General features: G+C 56.0%; 24 protein-coding genes. 13 read left to right on the top strand and 11 right to left on the bottom strand.

What is annotated here, in order from left to right; translation table 11 throughout:
- Nucleotides 1-22: 22 nt before the first annotated feature.
- Nucleotides 23-979 (bottom strand): galactofuranose ABC transporter, galactofuranose-binding protein YtfQ, encoded by a 957-nt coding sequence (gene ytfQ, locus HA50_RS09005; protein WP_084874405.1) that lies wholly within the window; start codon nt 977-979, stop codon nt 23-25.
- 672 nt (nt 980-1651) lie between these two features.
- Between ytfQ and ydgT the strand changes: the two genes are divergently transcribed.
- The 10 genes from ydgT to HA50_RS08955 all read left to right on the top strand — a co-directional run bounded on the left by ydgT (nt 1652) and on the right by HA50_RS08955 (nt 9774).
- A complete protein-coding gene (gene ydgT, locus HA50_RS09000; protein ID WP_041525780.1) occupies nt 1652-1867 on the top strand; it encodes a transcription modulator YdgT in 216 nt (71 codons plus the stop codon).
- 108 nt (nt 1868-1975) lie between these two features.
- Nucleotides 1976-2419: a DUF2569 domain-containing protein gene (locus tag HA50_RS08995; protein ID WP_084874402.1), complete on the top strand. Its 444-nt coding sequence runs from the start codon at nt 1976-1978 to the stop codon at nt 2417-2419.
- 123 nt (nt 2420-2542) lie between these two features.
- Nucleotides 2543-3124: an electron transport complex subunit RsxA gene (gene rsxA, locus HA50_RS08990; protein WP_021185190.1), complete on the top strand. Its 582-nt coding sequence runs from the start codon at nt 2543-2545 to the stop codon at nt 3122-3124.
- Complete coding sequence (gene rsxB / locus HA50_RS08985; protein WP_084874400.1) at nt 3124-3702, top strand: electron transport complex subunit RsxB; 579 nt, start codon at nt 3124-3126, stop codon at nt 3700-3702. Before rsxA ends, rsxB begins: the two co-directional genes overlap by 1 nt.
- Nucleotides 3695-5791, top strand: coding sequence for an electron transport complex subunit RsxC (rsxC, locus tag HA50_RS08980; protein WP_084874398.1), 2097 nt, complete (start codon nt 3695-3697; stop codon nt 5789-5791). Before rsxB ends, rsxC begins: the two co-directional genes overlap by 8 nt.
- Nucleotides 5792-6850 carry an electron transport complex subunit RsxD gene (gene rsxD / locus HA50_RS08975; protein ID WP_084874395.1) on the top strand — a complete coding sequence of 353 codons (1059 nt, stop codon included), beginning with the start codon at nt 5792-5794 and terminating at the stop codon, nt 6848-6850.
- A 3-nt stretch (nt 6851-6853) separates the two neighbouring features.
- A complete protein-coding gene (rsxG, locus tag HA50_RS08970) occupies nt 6854-7486 on the top strand; it encodes an electron transport complex subunit RsxG (protein WP_084874392.1) in 633 nt (210 codons plus the stop codon).
- Nucleotides 7479-8180 carry an electron transport complex subunit E gene (locus tag HA50_RS08965; RefSeq protein WP_084874389.1) on the top strand — a complete coding sequence of 234 codons (702 nt, stop codon included), beginning with the start codon at nt 7479-7481 and terminating at the stop codon, nt 8178-8180. The genes rsxG and HA50_RS08965 overlap by 8 nt, the downstream gene beginning before the upstream one ends.
- Entirely contained in the window at nt 8177-8809 is a 633-nt protein-coding gene (gene nth / locus HA50_RS08960; RefSeq protein ID WP_084874386.1) for an endonuclease III, read from the top strand. The genes HA50_RS08965 and nth overlap by 4 nt, the downstream gene beginning before the upstream one ends.
- 8 nt (nt 8810-8817) lie before the next feature.
- Complete coding sequence (locus tag HA50_RS08955) at nt 8818-9774, top strand: zinc-dependent alcohol dehydrogenase family protein (protein WP_084874383.1); 957 nt, start codon at nt 8818-8820, stop codon at nt 9772-9774.
- A 54-nt stretch (nt 9775-9828) separates the two neighbouring features.
- On the opposite strand, the gene HA50_RS08950 is transcribed toward HA50_RS08955, so the two are convergent.
- The 4 genes from HA50_RS08950 to betI form a co-directional block, all read right to left on the bottom strand.
- Nucleotides 9829-10518, bottom strand: coding sequence for a CTP synthase C-terminal region-related (seleno)protein (locus HA50_RS08950; protein ID WP_084874380.1), 690 nt, complete (start codon nt 10516-10518; stop codon nt 9829-9831).
- Between the two features lie 139 nt (nt 10519-10657).
- Nucleotides 10658-12301, bottom strand: coding sequence for a choline dehydrogenase (gene betA / locus HA50_RS08945; protein WP_084874378.1), 1644 nt, complete (start codon nt 12299-12301; stop codon nt 10658-10660).
- Between the two features lie 42 nt (nt 12302-12343).
- Nucleotides 12344-13810, bottom strand: coding sequence for a betaine-aldehyde dehydrogenase (gene betB / locus HA50_RS08940; RefSeq protein WP_084874375.1), 1467 nt, complete (start codon nt 13808-13810; stop codon nt 12344-12346).
- 9 nt (nt 13811-13819) lie between these two features.
- On the bottom strand, nt 13820-14425 hold the full coding sequence (gene betI / locus HA50_RS08935) for a transcriptional regulator BetI (RefSeq protein WP_084874372.1): 606 nt from the start codon (nt 14423-14425) through the stop codon (nt 13820-13822).
- A 682-nt stretch (nt 14426-15107) separates the two neighbouring features.
- Between betI and dtpA the strand changes: the two genes are divergently transcribed.
- Nucleotides 15108-16613 (top strand): dipeptide/tripeptide permease DtpA, encoded by a 1506-nt coding sequence (gene dtpA, locus HA50_RS08930; RefSeq protein WP_084874369.1) that lies wholly within the window; start codon nt 15108-15110, stop codon nt 16611-16613.
- A gap of 57 nt (nt 16614-16670) precedes the next feature.
- On the opposite strand, the gene HA50_RS08925 is transcribed toward dtpA, so the two are convergent.
- Entirely contained in the window at nt 16671-17510 is an 840-nt protein-coding gene (locus HA50_RS08925; protein WP_158087400.1) for a pyridoxamine 5'-phosphate oxidase family protein, read from the bottom strand.
- A complete protein-coding gene (locus HA50_RS08920; protein ID WP_084874363.1) occupies nt 17494-18120 on the bottom strand; it encodes a glutathione S-transferase family protein in 627 nt (208 codons plus the stop codon). The genes HA50_RS08925 and HA50_RS08920 overlap by 17 nt, the downstream gene beginning before the upstream one ends.
- A 91-nt stretch (nt 18121-18211) precedes the next feature.
- Between HA50_RS08920 and HA50_RS08915 the strand changes: the two genes are divergently transcribed.
- The gene (locus HA50_RS08915; RefSeq protein WP_084874360.1) at nt 18212-19120 is read left to right on the top strand and encodes a LysR family transcriptional regulator; all 909 of its coding nucleotides are present in this window, start codon (nt 18212-18214) and stop codon (nt 19118-19120) included.
- Between the two features lie 71 nt (nt 19121-19191).
- Nucleotides 19192-19797: a glutathione transferase GstA gene (gene gstA / locus HA50_RS08910; RefSeq protein ID WP_208617314.1), complete on the top strand. Its 606-nt coding sequence runs from the start codon at nt 19192-19194 to the stop codon at nt 19795-19797.
- Nucleotides 19798-19925: 128 nt separating this feature from the next.
- On the opposite strand, the gene pdxY is transcribed toward gstA, so the two are convergent.
- The 4 genes from pdxY to HA50_RS08890 all read right to left on the bottom strand — a co-directional run bounded on the left by pdxY (nt 19926) and on the right by HA50_RS08890 (nt 23263).
- Entirely contained in the window at nt 19926-20786 is an 861-nt protein-coding gene (gene pdxY / locus HA50_RS08905; RefSeq protein WP_084874355.1) for a pyridoxal kinase PdxY, read from the bottom strand.
- Between the two features lie 55 nt (nt 20787-20841).
- The gene (tyrS, locus tag HA50_RS08900; protein WP_084874352.1) at nt 20842-22116 is read right to left on the bottom strand and encodes a tyrosine--tRNA ligase; all 1275 of its coding nucleotides are present in this window, start codon (nt 22114-22116) and stop codon (nt 20842-20844) included.
- Between the two features lie 140 nt (nt 22117-22256).
- Nucleotides 22257-22913, bottom strand: a complete 657-nt coding sequence (pdxH, locus tag HA50_RS08895) for a pyridoxamine 5'-phosphate oxidase (protein ID WP_084874349.1) — start codon at nt 22911-22913, stop codon at nt 22257-22259.
- Between the two features lie 23 nt (nt 22914-22936).
- Nucleotides 22937-23263, bottom strand: a complete 327-nt coding sequence (locus tag HA50_RS08890) for an MliC family protein (RefSeq protein ID WP_084874346.1) — start codon at nt 23261-23263, stop codon at nt 22937-22939.
- Nucleotides 23264-23266 lie beyond the last annotated feature (3 nt).

Here is a 23266-nt window from a genome sequence, read left to right as displayed (position 1 = left end):
CCCGTAAGGGGCGGTGCGGGGATCAGTAACCCATGCCTTTTTTCTTATCGAGTTGTGCCTGAGCATCAGCAGGCAGGAAGAGTTTTGATTCGGTGCGAATGATTTTCGGCGGCTGGGTGCCGTCTTTTTTCAGTTTTTCCAGCGCATCAAAGGCCGGGCCTGCCATGTTCGGTGTCAGCTCAACGTTGGCGTTGGCTTCACCGGCCAGCATCGCTTTGTAGATATCCGGCACACCGTCAATCGAGCCAGTCAGGATATCTTTGCCCGGTTTCAGACCCGCTTCTTTGATGGCCTGAATGGCACCAATCACCATATCGTCGTTGTGTGCGAACACCATGCAGATGTTTTTGCCGTTGTTCTCAGCCTTGATAAAGCTTTCCATCACCTCTTTACCTTTACTACGGGTAAAGTCACCGGACTGAGAACGGATGATCTTGATGTTGGGGTGTCCGGCGATGGCTTCAGCAAAGCCTTTCTTACGGTCAATCGCCACGCTGGCACCGACCGTACCCTGCAATTCCACCACGTTACATTGTTTGCTGCCGACGGTTTTCACCAGCCAGTCACCAATCAATTTGCCTTCCAGCACGTTATCCGCCGTCACCACGGACTCATACAGTGACTTATCATTCACTACGATGGCGCGGTCGAGCAGGAACACCGGGATTTTGGCATCTTTAGCTTCTTCGAGGACGGGTTCCCAGCCAGTTTGCACCACCGGCGCGATAAAGATGGCATCCACACCCTGGGCGATGAACGAACGCACCGCTTTGATTTGGTTCTCCTGTTTCTGCTGGCCATCAGCGATTTTCAACGTGATACCACGCTTTTGCGCTTCACTTTTTGCCACGTTAGTCTCCGCTGAACGCCAGCCGGATTCCGAACCAACCTGTGAGAATCCTACTGTCATATCAGCAGCCAAAACCGGCGCGCTGATAGCGGCGCTCACCATGGCAGACAAGAGTAAACGTTTCCACATAATTTCATTCCTCTGAAGGGAGTGTGCTGTAGGGGGTACAAACGCGGTTTAAGCTTGGCGTAAATGTGCGCCGCTAAGAGCGACCTGCTTCACAAAACAGAGTGAATTAAAGGGGTTACGTGGAGATAACAGGCAAAATCCTGGTAAGGGTTATGGACAAAACGCCTGGTGTTTTTCGTCGATACCGTTAAATAAATGTAATAAAGAGAATCGCTTATGCTGCATTATGCTGGAAACGATTACAGACACCGCGTAAATAATGGTTATGCTGCCTGGGGTAAAGAAATTGATCGTTTTGTGACTGCCCGCACAGATCGAGATGTATGGTTTCAATCCGTGTACATCAATTTATCGACCAGTCGGTAATAATCCGGAAATTCAGTAAAGCGCCTGGTATAAATTAGCGTTATAAAGCGCAAAAAATAACGCTGCCTATTTTCTGCCAACCTGAAGGAGACGTTTCACCATTGCCTGAATAACCGACGTAAAATGGGTTTAATTGCACCATAACGAGGCGCATTTAATTGTCTAAACGGTAAAAAAGTGTCTTTTGGTGCGCGACAGGGCTTACTTAGTCTGATTTTTGCATTTTTTTATGGCTGGCGTATGGACTCTGGCACCGCGCTCCCTATACTTGGCGCTTCCCTGTTCTTTATTTTTTTAATGGCAATCATGACTGCGCTCGATTACCTGCTGAAATTCCGTAAAGTGAATAATCTTGAGAGTCTGGAAAAACTCTACGACCATCTTAACTATTCACTGACTGATGATAATGAAATCATCAATATGTATCGTGCTGCCGATCACCGTCGTGCCGAACTGGCTTCCGGTGGCCGTCTGTTTGATCTGGGCCGCGTGCCTAAATCTGTCTGGCGCTACGTAGTTTAATACGGTTCCACTTCCTGCTTTCCGTTACTATTGCCTTGTCCAGGTCGGGCGTGACCCGTTTGGACATGATACGCTTACGGCCCTAATCCCGGTAACTGGACTTTTTCGATGACTGAACAGGTGAATCCACCTCGTATTGCTGGCTGGCTGTTATTACCGCTGGCGTGGCTGATTATGACCATGTTGACCAGCGCACTGGTGGTGGCGATGTATCTTAGCCCGTTGTTCAACCCCGAACTGCGCACCACGCTGTTCTCGCACGGCGGTATTTTACTGACGCAATGGTCAGTTTCACTGCTGACTGCCGGGCTGGTCTGGGCCTATAGCATCTGGGTTTGCTGGATTTTCTGTAAACGCTCGCAACGTCTGCCGCGTCACTACATTCTCTGGCTGCTGATGACGGTGTTGCTGGCAGTAAAAACCTTCGCGTTCACTCCGGTATCCGATAGCAAAGCAATCCAGACATTACTGCTGTCGCTGCTGGCCGCGGCGGTATTTGTTCCCTATTTCAAGCGTTCACGACGCGTGAAACAGACGTTTATCCAGCCGTAATGGCGCAAGATTCGTCAGGAATTTAATTCTGAGTGCTCTCAACCCCACTGTAAACGCAGCCTGGGTTGAGATGCAGCTCTCAATTCCGGATAATAGACGCCTTTCGGCTTCCCAGGTTTCGTCATGACCGATTATTTACTGCTCTTTATTGGCACCGTGCTGGTGAACAACTTTGTATTGGTAAAGTTCCTTGGACTTTGCCCGTTCATGGGTGTGTCAAAAAAACTGGAAACGGCCATCGGCATGGGACTTGCCACCACCTTCGTGATCACGCTGGCGTCGATTTGCGCCTGGCTGGTGAACCATCTGATCCTGGTTCCGCTCGATCTGGTTTATCTGCGTACCATGGCCTATATCCTGGTGATCGCCGTGGTGGTGCAGTTCACCGAAATGGTGGTGCGTAAAACCAGCCCGTCCCTCTATCGTCTGCTTGGCATCTTTCTGCCGCTGATCACCACCAACTGTGCGGTGCTGGGCGTGCCATTGCTGAGCGTCAACCTGAACCACACCTTTTTGCAGGCTGCGTTGTATGGCTTCAGCGCCTCGCTCGGCTTCTCGCTGGTGATGGTGCTGTTTGCCGGGATTCGCGAACGCCTGGTGCTGGCCAATGTGCCGACCCCGTTTAAAGGGAACTCCATTGCCCTGATTACCGCTGGCCTGATGGCGCTGGCGTTTATGGGCTTTAGCGGTCTGGTGAAATTCTGATGACCGCGATTTGGATAGCAATTGCCGTATTAAGTGCCCTGGGCCTGGTATTTGGTGCCCTGCTCGGTTACGCCGCGCGTCGTTTCGAGGTCGAAGAAGACCCGATTGTTGAACAAATTGATGCCATTCTGCCGCAAAGTCAGTGTGGTCAGTGCGGCTACCCAGGCTGCCGCCCGTATGCGGATGCCGTCGGTAACAACGGTGAAGCGATTAACAAATGCGCGCCTGGTGGCGAGCAGACCATGCTGAAACTGGCTGCGCTGCTTAACGTCGAGCCACAACCGCTGGACGGCGGTGAAGAGGTACTGGCCCCGGTGCGTACCGTTGCCTGGATTGATGAAGCCAACTGTATCGGCTGCACCAAATGCATTCAGGCTTGCCCGGTCGACGCGATTGTCGGTGCCACCCGCGCGATGCACACCGTGCTGAGCGATGTCTGCACCGGTTGCGATCTCTGCGTTGCCCCTTGTCCGACTGATTGCATTGAGATGCGTCCGGTTGCCACCACCACGGCCAACTGGAAGTGGGATCTCGAAACCATTCCTGTACGGGTGATCCCGGTAGAAAGTCATGCTTAATTTGCTCAACCTGTTACGCAAAGAGAAGCTGTGGGATTTTCAGGGCGGCATTCATCCGCCGGAAATGAAAACACAGTCAAACGGTACGCCGCTCAGTCAGTTGCCGCTGCCTGACCGTTTTATCATCCCCCTCAAGCAGCATATCGGCCATGAAGGCGAGATTTGTGTCGCACCTGGCGATCGCGTACTGCGTGGCCAGCCGCTGACCTTTGGCAGCGGGCGTATGTTGCCGGTCCATGCGCCGACTTCCGGCACCATTGACGCCATTGCGCCGCATATGACTGCGCACCCGTCTGGCCTGTCTGAGCTGTGTATTTTCCTCACCGCCGACGGCGAGGATCGCTGGACCACTCTCGACCCACAACCTGATTACCGTGCCCTGTCGCGCGAAGAGGTAGTGAAACGCATCTTTGAGGCCGGGATTGCTGGCCTGGGCGGCGCGGGTTTCCCGACGGCGACCAAATTGCGTGGCGGTCTGCGCGGCGTGAAGACGCTGATTATTAATGCTGCCGAGTGCGAACCCTATATCACCGCCGATGACCGTCTGATGCAGGATTGCGCGGCGGAAGTGCTGGAAGGCTGTCGTATCCTCGCCTGGCTGTTACAGGCCGAGCGGGTGTTGATTGGCGTGGAAGATAACAAGCCGGAAGCCATCGCGGCGCTGAAACAGGCGCTGGGTGGTGAACGCGATATGGAACTGCGGGTGATCCCTACCAAATATCCGTCCGGTGGTGCCAAACAGCTGACCAAAATTCTTACCGGGCTGGAAGTGCCGCATGGCGGCCGCTCCACCGATATCGGCGTGCTGATGCAAAACGTCGGCACCGCCTGGGCGGTGAAACGCGCCATTATTGACGGCGAACCGATTACCGAACGCGTGGTGACGGTGACTGGCGCAGCCATTGCTCAGCCGCGTAACGTCTGGGGTCGTCTTGGTACCCCGGTCAGCCACCTGCTGCATCATACCGGGTTTACTCCAGGCGCACGCCAGATGGTGATTATGGGCGGCCCACTGATGGGCTTTACCCTGCCGTCGCTGGATGTGCCGGTGGTGAAGATTACCAACTGCATTCTGGCTCCTTCGGCTGACGAGATGGGCAACGATCAGGAAGAACAATCCTGTATCCGTTGCAGCGCCTGCGCCGATGCCTGCCCGGCAAAACTGCTGCCACAGCAGCTGTACTGGTATAGCCAGGGTGGCGATCATGATAAAGCACGCGCGCATCATATTGATGACTGCATCGAATGCGGTGCCTGTGCTTATGTCTGCCCAAGCAACATTCCGCTGGTGCAATATTATCGCCAGGAGAAGGCCGAACTGCGCGCCATTGACCTGGAAGCAAAACGTACTGCCGAAGCCAAAGCGCGCTTTGAAGCACGTCAGTCACGTCTGGAACGGGAAAAACTGGCGCGTGAAGCACGTCATGAACAGGCGAAGCAACGTGTTGCGCGTAGCGATCAGGGTGAACTGGATGCTGCTGTGGCGCGCGTCAAAGCACGTCAGACCGTCACGCCTGAACAGGCTGCCGCAGAAAGCGAAGCACGTCATGCCCAGGCGCTGGCACGTCAGGCGGAAACCCAGGCTGAAACTCAGGCACTGAGTCGTCAGGCTAGCGATCCGCGCAAAGCGGCGGTCGAAGCCGCCATCGCCCGCGCCAAAGCGAAAAAAGCGGCCACCAGCGAGCCAGTCAGCGAAGCCGCTGCTGCCCCGCCGGAGCCCGTGAGCGAAACGCCCGCTGAACCGGTTGATCCACGTAAAGCCGCCGTAGAGGCCGCCATTGCCCGTGCTAAGGCGAAGAAAGCGGCTGCGGCGCAGCCAGCGGTTGCCCCTGCTGAACCCCCTGCCGCAGAGCCGGTTGATCCGCGCAAAGCCGCAGTCGAAGCCGCCATAGCCCGCGCAAAGGCAAAGAAAGCCGCTGCTGCTGCCGCGCAACAGGCTGATTCTTCTGCCGCTGTTGATTCCCCGGAAACGGAGGCCGCTGCGTCTCCTGACTCCGCCGACCCACGCAAAGCGGCAATTGCCGCAGCGGTCGCCCGTGCCAAAGCGCGCAAACTCGCGCAGCAGCAGCCTTCGACGTTTGAGGATTAAATGGCTTTTCGACTCGCAAGTTCCCCTTATACCCATAACCGCCGCAGCACTGGCAATATCATGCTGCTGGTGGTGCTGGCTGCGCTGCCGGGCATGGCAGCACAATGGTATTTTTTTGGTGTTGGCTTTCTGATTCAGGTGGCGCTGGCGATTATCACCGCATGGGCAACCGAAGGCGCGATTCTGCGTTTGCGCAAAACCCCGGTGGTGCCGACGCTGGCCGATAACTCGGCGTTGCTGACCGCCCTGCTGCTGGGTATCAGCTTGCCGCCGCTGGCCCCCTGGTGGCTGGTGGTGATTGGTACGGTGTTTGCCATCGTGATCGCCAAACAATTGTATGGCGGCCTTGGACAGAATCCGTTTAACCCGGCGATGGTCGGTTATGTGGTGCTGCTGATCTCCTTCCCGGTGCAGATGACCAGCTGGATGCCGCCGGATGCGCTGCAAACCATCAAACCGGGTCTGCTTGATTCCCTCAGCATGGTTTTCACCCATCACACGCTGGCCGGTGAAACCATGCAGCAGCTGCAACTCGGTGCAGATGGCATCAGCCAGGCCACGCCGCTCGACACCTTTAAAACCGGTCTGCGCGCCGGGCACAGCGCCGAACAGCTGCTGGCCGCACCGATTTATCATGGCGTGCTGGCGGGATTAGGCTGGCAGTGGGTCAATCTGGGTTATCTGCTCGGTGGTCTGTTGTTACTGGCAAAAAACGCTATCCGCTGGCACATTCCGGTGAGTTTCCTGCTGTCACTGGCGTTCTGCGCCACCCTCGGCTGGCTGTTTTCCCCGGAGTCGCTGAACTCGCCGCTGATTCATCTGTTCTCTGGCGCAACCATGCTCGGTGCCTTTTTTATCGCCACCGATCCGGTGACGGCTTCCACCACCAACCGCGGTCGCCTGATCTACGGTGCGCTGATTGGTTTGCTGGTGTGGCTGATTCGCAGCTTTGGCGGTTATCCCGATGGCGTTGCGTTTGCGGTTTTGCTGGCCAACATCTGTGTGCCGTTGATCGATTACTACACCCAGCCGCGCGTTTACGGCCATCGTAAGGATTAACCGATGTTCGAAACTATTCGTAAAAATGCGCTGACGCTGGCAATTTTCGCGGTGATCACCACCGGTGTCACCGCAGTGGTCAACTTTGTGACCAAGCCGACGGTGGATCATCAGACCGCGCTGCAACAGAAAAACTTGCTGGATCAGGTGGTGCCGACCGATATGTACGACAACCATATCCAGCAGGAATGCTATCTTGTCACCGATCCAGCCCTCGGTAACGGCAAGCCGCATCATCTGTACCTGGCGCGTAAAGGCAACACCCCGGTGGCTGCCGCACTTGAGACCACCGCGCCGGATGGCTATTCTGGTGCGATTGAGATGCTGGTCGGTGCCGATTTTCACGGTAAGGTGCTGGGTGTGCGCGTAATTGAACACCATGAGACGCCGGGACTTGGCGATAAAATCGAGCTGCGCGTCTCGGACTGGATCAACAGTTTTAACGGCAAAGTGGTACACGGTGCCGACGACAAGAATTTTGCGGTGAAAAAAGATGGCGGCGAGTTTGACCAGTTCACCGGTGCCACCATCACCCCGCGCGCAGTGGTCAATGCCACCAAGCGTACCGCGTTACTGATTGAAACCCTGCCAGCGAAACTGTCTTCGCTGCCCGAGTGTGGAGAGGCAAATGAGTGAAGCGAAAAACTTACTGATCGGCGGCCTGTGGAAAAATAACTCTGCGCTGGTGCAGCTGCTTGGACTCTGCCCGCTGCTGGCGGTGACGTCCACCGCCACCAACGCCCTCGGTCTGGGTCTGGCGACCACACTGGTGCTGACCATTACCAACAGCGCCATTTCCGCCTCACGTCGCTGGGTGCCTGCCGATATCCGTATTCCGATTTACGTGATGATCATCGCCTCGGTGGTGAGCTGCGTCCAGATGCTGATCAACGCCTACGCCCACGGCCTGTACCAATCCCTCGGCATCTTTATCCCGCTGATTGTGACCAACTGCATCGTGGTGGGCCGTGCCGAAGCCGTCGCTTCAAAAAGCAGCATTCCCCTTTCGGCACTGGATGGCTTTGCCATCGGCATGGGGGCGACCTGCGCCATGGTGACGCTCGGCTCAATTCGCGAAATCATCGGCAGCGGTACGCTGTTCAACGGTGCCGATCAACTGCTCGGCCCCTGGGCCAAAGTGCTGCGTATTGAAGTGGTGCATTTTGACTCACCGATGCTGTTGGCCATGCTGCCACCGGGCGCATTTATCGGCCTCGGCATGCTGCTGGCGGCTAAATATCTCATCGATCAGAAAATGAAGCAGCGTGCGGCCAATCGCGCTACTGCGCCAGTGGCTGAACCTCAGGGTCAGGCGGAGAAAGCGGTGTGAATCAGGACAAACGCGTACAAATTCTGACACGCCTGCGCGATGAAAATCCCCATCCCACCACCGAACTGAACTTCACTTCACCGTTCGAGTTGTTGATTGCGGTGCTGTTGTCGGCGCAGGCTACCGATGTCAGCGTCAATAAAGCCACCGCCAAACTTTATCCGGTGGCAAACACCCCCGCTGCCATCCTGGCGCTGGGTGTGGATGGCGTGAAAGAGTACATCAAAACCATCGGCCTGTTTAACAGCAAAGCGGAAAACGTCATCAAGACCTGCCGAATCCTGCTGGAACAGCACGGCGGTGCCGTGCCGGAAGATCGGGCCGCGCTGGAAGCATTACCTGGCGTCGGACGTAAAACCGCCAATGTGGTACTGAATACCGCCTTTGGCTGGCCAACTATCGCCGTCGATACCCATATTTTCCGCGTCAGCAACCGCACGCGGTTTGCCCCCGGCAAAAACGTCGAAGAAGTGGAAGAAAAGCTGCTGAAAGTGGTGCCGAAGGCATTTAAAGTCGATTGCCACCACTGGCTGATCCTGCACGGTCGCTACACCTGCGTGGCACGTAAACCGCGCTGCGGCTCCTGCCTGATTGAAGATCTGTGCGAGTTCGACGCCAAAACTGAGTAAGGGCTGCCATGACCACGGCTGAGAATGTCGCGTTAATGTTTCGGCAGTTTGGCAATCCCCTGGATGTCCTCGCCTGCGAAAATCATCCCCTCGCGCCACCGGCCAGCACGTTACTGCGCGTTCAGATGCAGTTTGCGCCGGTTAACGCCTCCGATCTCATCCCCATTACCGGTGCCTATCGTCATCGCGTGATGCCGCCACGGGTGGCCGGTTATGAAGGTGTCGGAACGGTGGTCGCTGCCCCTGACGCCTGGCAACATTTGCTGGGTAAACGGGTGTTGCCGCTGCGTGGCGCAGGTACCTGGCAACGCTTTGTTGATATCGATCCGGCACTTGCGGTGCCAGTGCCTGATGATATCGACAGCCAGCTTGCCGCCCGCGCCTATATCAATCCGCTGGCGGCGTTACTGATGTTGCAGCACTGGTCCCCTGCCGGAAAAAAAATTTTACTGACAGCCGGAGGATCAACCTGTGCGCAGCTGCTGGCGCAGTGGGCGCATAAACGTGGGGCGCGTCGCGTCACCGCCATTTATCGCGCACCTCAACATGCGCACAGCCTGCAACGGTTGGGCATCCACGCGATCCAGCAGGATAATCAGGATGAGATCCGCCAGCTGGCAGCAGGAGCCGATTTGGTATTTGATGCAGTCGGTGGGACCTTAGGTCAGTTGATCTGGCAGACATTGCCTGCTGAGGCGCATTTCGTTGCCTATGGCGTGCTGACCGGGCAACCGGTACGCGTCAATGCCTCCCTGCCCGCTTTACACTGGTTTCATGTGCGGCATTATCTCGACGCCCTGTCACCGCAGGCCTGGCAGCAATTATTTGTCGAAATCTGGTCACTGTTGCGTGAGAGTGCATGCGGGGAGGTCACAGTTTTTCCGCTGGAGCAATGGCAGAATGCGATCGCCTGTTATTATCAGTCCGGTCGTGAGAAAAAGCCGCTACTGCAAATACAGCGCTGACATCTGTTCAGGCCGTGCCTGGGCGCGATATTTCGGATATCGCGCCGCCAGCAATTAACCCACTGCCGCCTGCAACCACGCCACTACCAGCGGTGACAAACGGTTTTGCAGCGCTGCGCGTTCTGACTGGAACAACGTGGCAATAAAGAACGGATGATCGTTCAGTTCAATACCGCGCACGTCACCTGCCAGGTCCCAGGAGGTAATTTGCAGATGTTGCGTTTCCAGCGCCTGGCTGAATGCCGGATTCACGCCGAAATTGCAGTGATAACCCTCATCACTTTGCAATGCATCATACGCCTGGGCGATACGCGAACCGGGCTTAAAGGTCACTTCACCGCGTTGCTCCACCAGTGAACAGCTAAGGGGAGCAATCACCCAGCGTCCTTCTTTATCCGTTTCCGCATGGGCGGCATCGTCCCAGCCCAGCACATTACGGGCATACTCAATCACCGCATACTGGAAACCGCCGCAGGAACCGAGGAAAGGTTTGCCGTTTTCACGCGCCCACTGGATGGTGGCGAATACACCGGCGTCGTTTTGATACGGGCTGCCTGGCACTACCCAGATCGCATCGTAGTCGGCGAAGGCAGGGACATTGATCTCAGGAGTGGCGATCCAGTCGGCGGTGACGTTGAGGTTAAGGTGTTGTGCGGCAAGCTGAACAGCGGGAGGAATGGCCTGGTGCGCGACGGCACTGGCACGGTAATCGCCAACAAGGGCGACACGAACTGACTGCGTCATGGTAACGTCCTTTCGGGGAAAAAAGGAGGTTACAGCAATGCGGTTTGGATGTCATGTCGCGGCGCAATTTATTGTGCGGGGTTAACCGGCACCATGCACAAAATAGCGCGATAAATCGCGCCGCTACGGCTCCCTGCGGTTATGACTGCACGTAATAATCCGCAGTTGAACGCGCCAGCGGCGTGCGGCCGCGGATCGCGTCGGCGATTTTCTCCGCGATCATGACTGTCGGGGCATTCAGGTTGCCGGTGGTGATTTGCGGCATAATCGACGCGTCAACCACGCGCAGCTGCTGCATGCCATGCACACGGCCCACATCATCCACCACATCCATTTCACCATAACCCATGGCACAGCTGCCGCACGGATGGTAGGCGGTTTCGGCATGCGAACGGATAAAGGCATCAATCTGCTCATCACTTTGTACTGCCAGACCGGGCTGAATTTCGGCACCGCAATACTCTGCCAGCGCGGGCTGGCGCATGATCTCGCGCGTTAACCGCACCGCCGCACGAAATTCCTGCCAGTCACGATCCTCTGACATGTAGTTAAAGAAGATCGACGGCGCAGCATAAGGGTGTTTCGAGGTCAGTTTCACCCGGCCGCGACTCATGGAACGCATCGGCCCGACGTGCGCCTGGAAGCCGTGCTCCTTCACCGGGCTGCTGCCGTTGTAGTTAATCGCCACCGGCAGGAAATGATATTGCAGATTCGGCCAGTCCGGCTGATCGTCGCTGCGAATAAAACCCCCTGCTTCAAATTGATTGCTGGCTCCCACCCCGGTGCCTTTCAACAGCCATTCAGCGCCGATCGCTGGCTGGTTCCACCATTGCAATGCCGGGTAAAGGCTGATGGGCTGTTTGCAGCGAAATTGCATGTAAATTTCAAGGTGATCCTGCAAATTGCGTCCGACATCCGGCAGCGCGTGTACCACATCAATGTCCAGCTCGCTCAGCCACTCTGCCGGACCCACGCCGGAACGCTGTAAAATCTGCGGTGAAGCGATAGCACCCGCACATAACAACACTTCGCGCTGCGCCTGGGCTTCATGCGGCTGGCCTTTCACCTGCCAGCGCACCCCGGTCGCGGTTTTGCCATCGAACACAATATGATCGGTTTGTGCATGGGTGATGATGGTTAAATTCGGGCGCTGCTTCGCTACATCGAGATAACCACGCGCGGTGCTGGAACGGCGGCCTTGCGGCGTGACGGTGCGATCCATCGGGCCAAAACCGTCCTGACGATAGCCATTGAGATCGTCGGTTTCATGGTGTCCGGCCTGCTTTGCTGCATCGACAAAGGCACGGTACAGGCGATTGTTACCCGCTTTGGCGGTGGTGACGCTGAGATAACCCTCGCCCCCATGATAATCATTCGCCCCGATATCACGCTTTTCCGCCTTACGGAAGTAAGGTAAACAATCGGCGTAGGACCAGTTCTCCAGCCCCGACTTCTTCGCCCAATTGTCGTAATCGAGCGCGTTGCCACGGATATAACACATGCCGTTGATCAGCGACGAGCCGCCCAATCCCTTGCCGCGTCCACACTCCATGCGGCGGTGGTTCATATGGGGTTCCGGGTCAGTTTCAAAAGCCCAGTTATAACGCTTACCCTGTAACGGATAGGCCAAAGCGGCTGGCATTTGGGTACGGAAGTCCCAGCGGTGATCGCGTCCGCCTGCTTCCAGTAACAGTACCGATACGTCAGCATCCTCAGTCAAACGGGTTGCCAGCACGTTGCCAGCGGAACCTGCGCCAATGATGATGTAATCAAATTTCTGCATTCAACCTCCAGATCACACCGGCGGCGCACCGCCGGTCACAACTCAAAATGCGCTTGGGTAGTCACCCAGTTCAATCAACACCGATTTGGTGCGTGTGTAGTGTTGCAACGTGGTGATGCCGTTTTCACGGCCGAGTCCCGATTGCTTATACCCGCCAACCGGCATCGGCGCAGGGGATTCACCCCAGCTGTTAATCCAGCAAATACCCGCTTCCAGCTGATGAATCACGCGATGGGCGCGGTTCAGGTCGCGGGTAAAAATCCCGGCGGCCAGCCCCAGCTCGGTGTGGTTGGCGCGGGTAATCACTTCCTCTTCGTCATCAAAGGTGAGAATGCTCATCACCGGGCCGAAGATCTCTTCACGCACGATGCGCATGTCATCGCGACAATCGCTGAACACCGTCGGTTCGATGTAACAGCCACGCGCCAGCGGGCCGTCAACCACGCGATGGCCCCCCGTCAGCAAACGCGCGCCCTGCTCTTTACCCAAGCGCAGATAGCTTTCCACCTTGCGACAGTGCTGCTCGCTCACCAGCGGACCAAAATTCACCGTGGCGTCCGTAGGATCGCCCATGTGAATACCCTGCATTTTCTCCAGCAGACGCTGCTCAAACGCGGCCTGCATACTGCGCTGCACAAATACGCGGGTGCCGTTGGTGCATACCTGGCCGCTGCTGTAGAAATTCGCCATCAGCGCGCCGTCCACGGCACGCTCAAGGTCAGCATCGTCAAATACGATTAACGGTGATTTGCCACCCAGTTCCATGGTGACTTCCTTCAGATTCGCCAACGCCGCATCCGCCATCACACGCTTCCCGGTATTCACTTCCCCGGTGAAGGAAACTTTGTCGATGCGCGGATGCTGACTCAGCGCCTGGCCCACTTCGCCCGCGCCCTGCACCACGTTAAACACCCCATCCGGCAGCCCGGCTTCGCTGTAGATTTTCGCCAGCTCCAGCGCGCTGAGTGGCGTGACCTCGCTCGGTTTAAACACCATCGCGTTACCCGCCGCCAGCGCCGGGGCGCTTTTCCACAGCGCGATCTGAATCGGGTAGTTCCATGCGCCAATGCCCGCACACACGCCGAGCGGTTCTCGTCGGGTGTAGACCAGCGCGGTTTCGCGCAAGGGGATCTGCTCGCCCTGTAACGCCGGGGCGAGGCCCGCATAATATTCCAGCACGTCGGCACCGGTGACGATGTCCACCGCCGCTGTCTCGCTGATCGGTTTACCGGTATCGGCGGTTTCCAGCTCGGCCAGCGCCTGATTGCGCTCACGCAGTAACGCCACCGCTTTCAGCAGTACGCGGCTGCGCTCCACCGGGGTGTAACCGCGCCAGATACGCTGCCCCTCGCGCGCCGTGGCGACGGCACGATCCACATCCTCGCCACTTGCCGCAGTGATTTCCGCCAGCACTCTGCCGTTCGCCGGGTTGATGCTGGTAAACAGCGGCCCGTTACCCAGGCATTCCTGACCATTGATATATAAGCCGCGGCGCGGAATATCAGCCATGCGTCCTCCTCAGGATAGGGTTGACCCTGCGGCGGCCAGCCACAGGGCGAGATTCTGATAGCAGAGCTGGCGCGCATGCGTCAGCCCCTGTTCCATCGGCTGCGGTGCCAACGTCATGCGTAGCCACAGTCCATCAATTAATGCCGCCAGACTGCTGCCTGCGGCCCTCGCCTGCTCACGCGGCATCACCCGGGCAAACTGCGCGGTAATATTCGACCACAGTCGTTTGTCGTTAATACGCTGCAAACGTTGCAAATTGTCGTGATGCAGGCTGTTGGTCCAGAACACCAGCCAGGTGGTGAGCACCGGCCCTTCCACCTGCGACAAATCGAAGTTGCCATCAATGATGGCGCGGATCTGCGCTTCCGGTGTGTCTGCCGCCAGCCGTCGCTGCCGTTCTACCGCCAGATAAAGATCGGCGAGGATTTGGCGCATACAGGCGTCAAGAAGACCGTTTTTGTCGCCAAAGTAATGGCTGACGATGCCGGTCGATACGCCCGCTTCTTTAGCAATCACCGCGATGCTGGCATCTGCCAGCCCCACCCGGTCAATGACCGTTAAGGTCGCCTGAATCAATTGCGCCTGGCGAATGGCTTTCATTCCCACTTTTGGCATGGTGTTCATCGGTTTTGTCTATGGAATATTAAGAAGTGTAATCTTTTTATATTGAACGATCAATCAATAAAGAGTCATTGACGCAACAATTGCGCAACAAATTCACGTCACTGGAAGGGAGGATAGAAAGTCGCTTAAAACTGTCGTTATGCCGTCAAATTGCCTTAATGGCGACTTTTTATGCGATTTAATTCGCCTCCGCAAACGTTTTCTTTTTTTACATATTTAATTAATTGGTATTTTTGTGCGCAGGATCAACAAATTAGCGTTCTGACATCTTTAGGTAGCTTTTTGCGCTCAATAATCAACCCATTGTGCTCAATAATCAGACATACACAGACTAATTTTTTGTTTATGTTTTATACAACAGTCATATCTGCTAAAAATAAGAATAATCGCAGTTTATATCAGGAAAATGATCCCCGAGATCTGCAAACCAACCGATTATCCTGATATAATGGTTTCAATTGGTATTTAACACTAATTAACAACTTTTTATTATTGCTTTAACCCTACCCTTAGCAGGTATTTCAGCGTGTAAAAAGTACTTGCCCTGCTGGCCTGATTCAGCCAAATTAGGCGCCGTTTTTCCTTTCTAATAACATTGTTGCGCAGGATTTACCCAGCCTGACGCAGACTTAATTCCTGTCAAAAAACAGGCTATGTATAAACTGAGGTACTCGTGTCAACTGCAAACAAACACACTGATGAGGCAGTCAGCCTCAACGCGTTCAAGCAACCGAAAGCGTTCTATCTGATCTTCTCGATCGAACTGTGGGAACGTTTTGGTTACTACGGCCTGCAGGCCATTATGGCGGTTTACCTGGTGAAACAGCTGGGGATGTCTGAAGCAGACTCCATCACCCTGTTCACCTCGTTCAGCGCCCTGGTTTACGGCCTGGTCGCGATTGGCGGCTGGCTGGGCGATAAAGTACTGGGTACCAAACGCGTGATCGTATTGGGCGTGATGGTGCTGGCGCTGGGTTACGCGTTTGTCGCGTTTTCGGGTCATGACACCACCATGGTGTACGTCGGTATGGCGACCATTGCGGTAGGTAGCGGCCTGTTTAAAGCTAACCCGTCTTCGCTGCTGTCAACCTGCTACGAGAAAGACGATCCGCGCATCGATGGTGCATTCACCATGTTTTACATGTCGATCAACATCGGTTCGCTGTTCTCGATGATGCTGACGCCATGGCTGGCAGCGAAGTACGGCTGGGGTGCGGCTTTCTCCCTGTCTGTGGTGGGTCTGGTGATCACCCTGCTTAACTTCCTGTTCTGTCAGCGTCTGGTCAAAAGCTACGGCTCAAAACCGGACTTCGCGCCGCTGCAAATCAACAAACTGCTGATGACGCTGGTTGGCGTCGTGGCACTGGTGGCACTGGCAACCTTGCTGCTGCATCATCAGAGCATTGCGCGTATGGCGCTGGGCGCGATCGCCATTGGTATCGTGCTGGTATTTGCCAAAGAAGCCTTTGCCTTGCAGGGTGCGGCACGTCGCAAAATGATCGTCGCCTTCCTGCTGATGGTCGAAGCCATTGTGTTCTTCGTGTTGTATATGCAGATGCCGACCTCGCTGAACTTCTTCGCGATTCGTAACGTTGAGCATGCCATTCTCGGCATTACCTTCGAACCGGAACAGTTCCAGGCACTGAATCCATTCTGGATCATGCTTGCCAGCCCGATTCTGGCTGCGGTGTACAACAAAATGGGCGATAAACTGCCGATGCCACACAAGTTTGCCATTGGTATGGTGCTGTGTTCAGCCGCCTTCCTGGTGCTGCCGTTTGGTGCCAAATTCGCTAATGATGCCGGTATCGTGTCAGTGAACTGGCTGATCATCAGCTATGCGCTGCAGAGTGTCGGTGAGTTGATGATTTCTGGTCTGGGTCTGGCGATGGTGGCACAGCTGGTGCCGCAGCGTCTGATGGGCTTCATCATGGGTTCCTGGTTCCTGACCACCGCAGGCGCAGCGATGATCGCCGGTAAAGTGGCTAACCTGATGGCCGTACCGAATGACGTGACCGATCCGCACACCTCACTGGCAGTGTACAGCCACGTGTTCCAGCAGATCGGTATCGCGACGGGTGTGATTGCGATCCTGATGCTGATCACCGCCCCGCTGCTGAATCGCATGACTCAGGATGATGCCCAGACGGAATTGCAGCGCGCTAACGCGAACTCATAATCCGTCGGTACCATCCGGAAAAACGATTAAGCCGTCATCCCTCGGGTGACGGCTTTTTTATTGCCTGATCCAGCAGGCTCCGGCCCCGAGACGCATTATACGATGCGGGGTAAACCATAAGCGGCGGATGGCTCTGCCCTCTCCATTTATGGCTTCCCAGTCGATGGTCATGTCACCCTGCAAATGCAACGCGGTGCCTTGCTGCCAGTCGGGGATTAGCAGCGCACAGCGCGCATCCAGCAACAGATTCCCCAGCGTGTTCATATAGCGATTGCCGGGAAAATCATCAAATGACAAGCGCCCGTTTGCGTGCCAGCGCAAAAAACCTGCCGGACCACCACGATGGGAAATGTCCATACTGCCGCCCGGCTCGCCGCTGGCGATAAAAAAGGTCTGGCTGCGACCGAGCAGATTCTGATCTTCCCCACTCAACTGGGTTATCGGCGTCACCGCAATTTTCCCCGCCGCAGGCACCTGCCAGGGATATTGATGGATATATTGCGGGCAGTTACCAAAACTCTCGCGCACCCGCATCACCAGAACATCCGGGCCGAGTGCCGCCACCTCGCCATTCGCGCGATTACGGCGACGAGTGGCGAAATCGATGCCAAGGATTGCCAGCGCATCGCCCTCCTCCGGCAATGACAGCAGTGGTGCGCGTTGCAACGCGCTACGCTGGATTGCCAGGTGATTTTCATCCAGCGGCTGCACAAAACCCGGTGCCGCCATCAGCAAATGGGCCAGCGGCCAGCCGTGCGGGTCGCGCTGCGCCAGTAACAGATAAGGCAACTGGGCATAAAACAACTGATGCTGCTGCGGCATCTGATCATAGATGGCGGCACGCACCTGGCGAAAACCCGCCAGCTGCTGTGCCTGTTGTTCACCGGGATGAAACATGATCATCGTCCTCAGGGAGAGGCAATGGCGGCAACGCCTCAAAGCCGGGTAGAGCCTCGACCTGAGCCAGCCACTGACGAATCGCGGGCCAGGGTTGCAGGGAAATGCCTCCCTCGGGCGCGCAAGCAACGTAAGCATAGCAGGCCAGATCGGCAATCGTCGGTTGCTCGTCGGCCAGCCAACGTCCGCTACTCAGATGCTGCTCCATCTGTGGCAGAAAACGCGCGGCGACGCTGCGGGCCGAGGCGTAATCTTCCGGGGTCTGAAACTGTTTAATTAATCGCGCCGAACCCACGCCGTAACGAATCTCGCCTGCGGCTTTGCCTAACCACAGCTGCACCCGTGCCGCCGCCACCGGCTCCTCCGGCAGCCAGTGGCTGTTCGGTGCATAACGCCGCACCAGGTACACCAGAATGGCGTTGCTGTCGTAGACAACCTCATCGCCATCGACCAGTACCGGGATTTGCTGCCACGGATTGAGCAGGCGAAATTCGTCCTGCTGACGCTGTGCGGCTGCCGCTTCAATGCATTGATAATCCAGCCGCAGCATATTGAGCAACAGACGGACGCGATGGGCATGGCCAGATAACGGGGTGCTATAAAGTTTCATGGTGGTCTCCTGTTTTGCTTAGCTTACTCTTGTGATTTAAGTAAGGAAGATCGTGTTATAACAAGAGACTGTTACCGAAACAGGAAGAATGATGGACAGATTTGACGAGCTTGAAGTGTTCGTAACCGTCATCCAGCAAGGCAGCCTGGCCGCCGCCGCGCGGCGTTTGCAACGCTCCCCGCCAGTGATTACCCGCACGCTGGCGGCGCTGGAGCAACGCTTTGGTACCACGCTGATTGAACGCACCACGCGCCAGCTGGCCCCGACTGAAGCGGGCTGGCAGTTGTTTGAGCAGGCACGTCAGTTGCTGGAAAACTATCAGGCAGCAATGGACAGTGCGCACCACAGTGGCTTGCAGGGATTGCTGCGCGTCACCGCACCGGTTCAGTTTGGCCGCCGTCATGTGATGCCGCTGGTGAACGCTTTTCTCGATCAGCATCCGGAAATTCAGCTGGAGCTGGTGTTAAGCGACAGCTATCAGGATTTGATTGATAACTCGCTGGATATCGCCCTGCGTATCGGTGAGTTGCAGGATTCATCCATGGTGGCGCGCCGTGTCGGTGAGGTGCAGAGCATGCTGATTGCCAGCCCGCAATACCTGCAACGCGCTGGCTCACCGCTGCACCCTTCTGCGCTGAACGAGCACGCCCTGGTCGCCGGGCTACGGCAGACGCGGGAATGGCGCTTTGCCCGCGATGTGCGTGTGCGCATTACACCGCGCCTGCGGGTGAATGAGGTCGAAAGCCAGCTGCTGGCGCTGCGTAGCGGCCAGGGCGTTGGCCGTTTGCTCTCCTACCAGGTGCTGGACGATCTGCGTCATGGCACACTGGTCCGTTTATTACCCGAGTGGGAACCCGCTGCCTTGCCGGTACAACTGGTGACGCAACGAGTGAAAAATATGACGCCTAAAGTGCGCCAGTTCTGGGATTTTGCCCTGGCAGAACTCCCGACACTCGCCTGTTTTAAGGCGGAAAATTATCGCAGCAACGTTGAATCCTGATCGGTATCACTGGCAAAACTTTTATGCCGATTTATGCTGTTACGATCACAACAAAACCTGGAGAAGCCATGATGAAACTCTATTGCAAGCCCGGTGCCTGTTCGCTTTCGCCACACATTGTGATGCGCGAATGCGGGCTGGACTTCACGCAGGTCAATGTCGACCTGCAACAGAAACGTACCGAGCAGGGGGAGGATTACTGGCAGATAAACCCGAAAGGACAAGTTCCCGCTCTGCAGTTTGATGATGGCAGCCTGCTAACGGAGGGCACGGCGATTGTGCAGTACCTGGCCGATCAAAAACCCGATCGCCACCTGTTGGCTCCGACAGGCAGCCTGACGCGTTATCACACCCTGGAGTGGTTAAGCTTTATCGGCACCGAACTGCATAAAGGCTTCAGCCCGCTGTTCAGGAAAGATACCCCCGCCGAATACAAAACGCTGGTGCGTGAGCAACTGAAGAAAAAATTCGAAATCGCCGATCGCGCCTTGCAGGATAAACAATGGCTGATGGGGCTGCGTTTTACCGTCGCCGATGCCTATCTGTTTGTGGTGACGCGTTGGGCGCAGGCGGTGCAACTGGATTTGAGCGACCTGCCCGCGCTGAACAGCTGGTTTGCGCGGGTTGCGGAGCGTCCGGCAGTGCAGGCCGCATTGAAAGCGGAAGGCCTGGAATGATGATGACAGGCCGGTGACACCGGCCTGTGGCACTGATTGGTAGCGGCGCGATTTATCGAGCATTTGGGCTGCTGCGCCGGGGTAAAACCCGCGCGATAAATCGCGCCGCTACGGCAGATCCGTGTCTTTTAGATTTTAATAGCGTCAAAGTGCTGCGTCGGTTGTGCAATCGCATCCTGCGCGGCAACCAGTTGCAGCTCATACTCGCCCATTTCATGGGTTTTCAGCATCACTTCATACACCGCTGCGGTAACGTGTTCCAGCGCATCACGCAGTGACTTGCCATGCAGCAGGTCCACCAGCAGCAGGCCGCTGGTCAAATCGCCGACGCCGACCGGCTGACGCACACCAAAATCCACCAGCGGACGGTCGATATGCCAGCACTCATCGGCGGTCACCAGCAGCATTTCGAAGCGATCGCTGCGGCGTCCGGCGCGCGCCAGATGTTTAACCAGCACCACTTTCGGTCCCTGGGCAATCAAGGCACGGGCAGCAACCACCGCCTGTTCGACATTGGCAATGCTCTGACCGCTGAGCATTTCCAGCTCCAGCAGATTGGGCGCGACAATATCACTGGCCGGCAGCGCCATTTTGCAATGAAACTCCGCCACACCTGGCGCAACAATACAGCCTTTCTCCGGATGGCCCATCACCGGGTCGCAAAAGTACCAGGCGTTCGGGTTAGCGGCTTTTACCTGACGCACAATCTCCAGGATCTGCTCGCCCTGTTCGGCGGAACCGAGATAACCACTCAGCACCGCATCACAGGTCTTCAAACGGTCAATCGCCGCAATGCCCTGCACAATATCAGTCAGATGGGTGGCGGGCATCACGGTGCCGGTCCAGTGTCCATACTGAGTGTGGTTGGAGAATTGCACGGTATTCAGCGGCCAGACATTGGCCCCCATCCGACGCATGGGAAACTCGGCCGCACTGTTTCCGGCGTGGCCATAAACAACATGTGACTGGATTGCGAGAATATTTTTCATTGTTGCCCTGTACTGCCTTGCCATAAAAAAGGGCCGGAGACCGGCCCTGAAGTGCTTACTGCCAGTTAATCAGGCAGTAGTGTTTTTTGCCGCGACGCAACAGCGTAAAGCGCCCGAACAGTTTGTCACTGACGCTGAAACGATACTCAGCGTCAGATTGTTTTTCACCGTTCAGTGATACCGCGTTTGAACCGATCATGGTACGAGCCTGACCGCGTGACGGCACCAGTTCGGCTTTCACCAGCGCCTGTTGCAGATCGTCTTCCGCGTTCAGGCTGATGGTCGGCATGCCATCCTGCGCCAGCTGTTCGAAATCGGCTTCCGTCATCTCGCTCAGGCTGCCAGAAAACAGGCTTTCGGTAATACGTTTTGCCGCCGCCAGACCAGTCTCACCGTGCACCAGACGGGTCACCTGCTCGGCCAGCACATATTGGGCTCGTGGCGCGGTGCCGCTGTTTTTATCTTCTTCTTCCAGCGCATTGATCTCTTCAATGCTCATAAAGGTGAAGAATTTCAGGAAGCGATAGACATCCGCATCGGCGGTGTTGATCCAGAACTGGTAGAACTTATACGGGCTGGTTTTTTTCTCGTCGAGCCATACCGCGCCGCCTTCGGTTTTACCGAATTTGGTGCCGTCAGATTTGGTGATCAACGGCACGGTCAGACCCCAGGTCTGCTGCTGATGCAGGCGGCGGGTCAGGTCGATACCGGAGGTGATGTTGCCCCACTGATCGGAACCGCCAATCTGCAACACCACGCCGTAGCGTTTGTTCAGCTCGGCAAAATCATAACCCTGCAACAGGTTGTAAGAGAACTCGGTGTAGGAGATACCCTGATCTTCACGGTTCAGACGCTGTTTGACCGCTTCTTTGTTGATCATCTGGTTAACGGAGAAATGTTTACCGATATCACGCAGGAAGGTCAGCACGTTCATGCCACCAAACCAGTCATAGTTGTTGGCGGCGATGGCGCTGTTATCACCACAATCGAAACTCAGGAAAGGCGCTACCTGTTTGCGGATTTTCTCCACCCACTCGCCCACGGTTTCGCTGGTGTTCAGTTTACGTTCTGCTGCTTTAAAGCTGGGATCGCCAATCAGACCGGTGGCACCACCCACCAGCGCGACCGGCTTGTGTCCGGCGTCCTGAAAACGTTTCAGGCAGAGCAGCGGCACCAGATGGCCCAAGTGCAAGCTATCAGCGGTGGGATCAAAGCCGCAATAGAGTGCAATTGGCCCCTGCGCCAGTCGCTCTGCTAACGCTTCCTCGTCCGTTACCTGGGCAATTAAGCCCCTCTCTTGCAATTGTTGTATCAGGTTACTGCTGGTCATCACTGACTCCAAATTGATCAGACTGCACCTTGGCTGGTACACAGCTTTCCGCTGATTTGCGGAAGTGAAAAAAAATGAGGGCTATAGCATAAAGCGCTGACGCCAAGTGCGCCAGCGTTGAAAGGGGCTAAAACGCAGTTTTACGGGGCAAGACGGTCGATTGACCAGCCATTGTCCTGACGCTGATACAGGAAGCGATCGTGCAGACGATGTTCGCCGCCCTGCCAGAATTCCATGGTGTGAAATTTCACCCGGAATCCGCCCCAGAAACTCGGCAACGGCACCTCACCCTGCTGGAATTTCTGCTTCAGTTCAAGGAATTTGCCTTCCAGCACGCCACGCGCCGAAATCCGGCTCGACTGCTTCGATACCCAGGCACCAATCTGGCTGTCACGCGGGCGGCTATGGAAATATTTCAGCACTTCCAGCGCCGAGAGTTTTTCCACTTCCCCCAGCACCATCACCTGACGTTCCAGGTAATGCCACGGAAAATGCAACGAGATACGCGGATTCTCCGCCAGCTGTAACGCTTTGCGGCTGCCGAGGTTGGTGTAAAACACCATGCCTTTCTCATCGTAGTGCTTGAGCAGCACGATGCGCTGGTAAGGCTGACCGCTGCTGTCCACCGTCGCCACCGTCATGGCTGTCGGATCGGGCAACTGCGCGGTGCAGGCCTGTTGCAGCCATTGTTCAAACAGCGCCAGAGGGTTATCTGGCAAATCTTTACGCCGTAAGCCACCGCGTGTGTATTCACGACGCAGGTGGGCAATAGTTTGCAAACTGTCACTGTCGCTCATGCTATGTACTCTTTCTCAATCGATCACTGGGCGGAACTGCCCGCATTCTGCAATTCGCAGTCATTAATCACAATCTTATCGTTACGCTCGACAAAAGCACCATTACCTTTCGACCAGAAGACATAAGTGCCGTCACTGTAGCGCGCGCCGGAGGCAGAAACTGTCTGCGTCAGCGTCAGGGGTTTGCCATCCAGAATAAAGCTGACCTGCTGGCGCGGGTTATCCAGCGTGACGGTCAATGGCAAGGTTCCGCACTGGTAATGCAGGGTTTGCGGTTGCTCGGCCTGTTTGGGCATTAAACCACAACCACTCAGCAGCAGGACGCCACCGATGATAATCGCTTTTTTCATCCT

This window comes from Pantoea cypripedii (assembly GCF_002095535.1).
GTDB lineage: Bacteria > Pseudomonadota > Gammaproteobacteria > Enterobacterales > Enterobacteriaceae > Pantoea > Pantoea cypripedii.
Note: the sequence above shows the minus strand (reverse complement) of the source record. Positions and strands in the feature narration are given on the sequence as shown.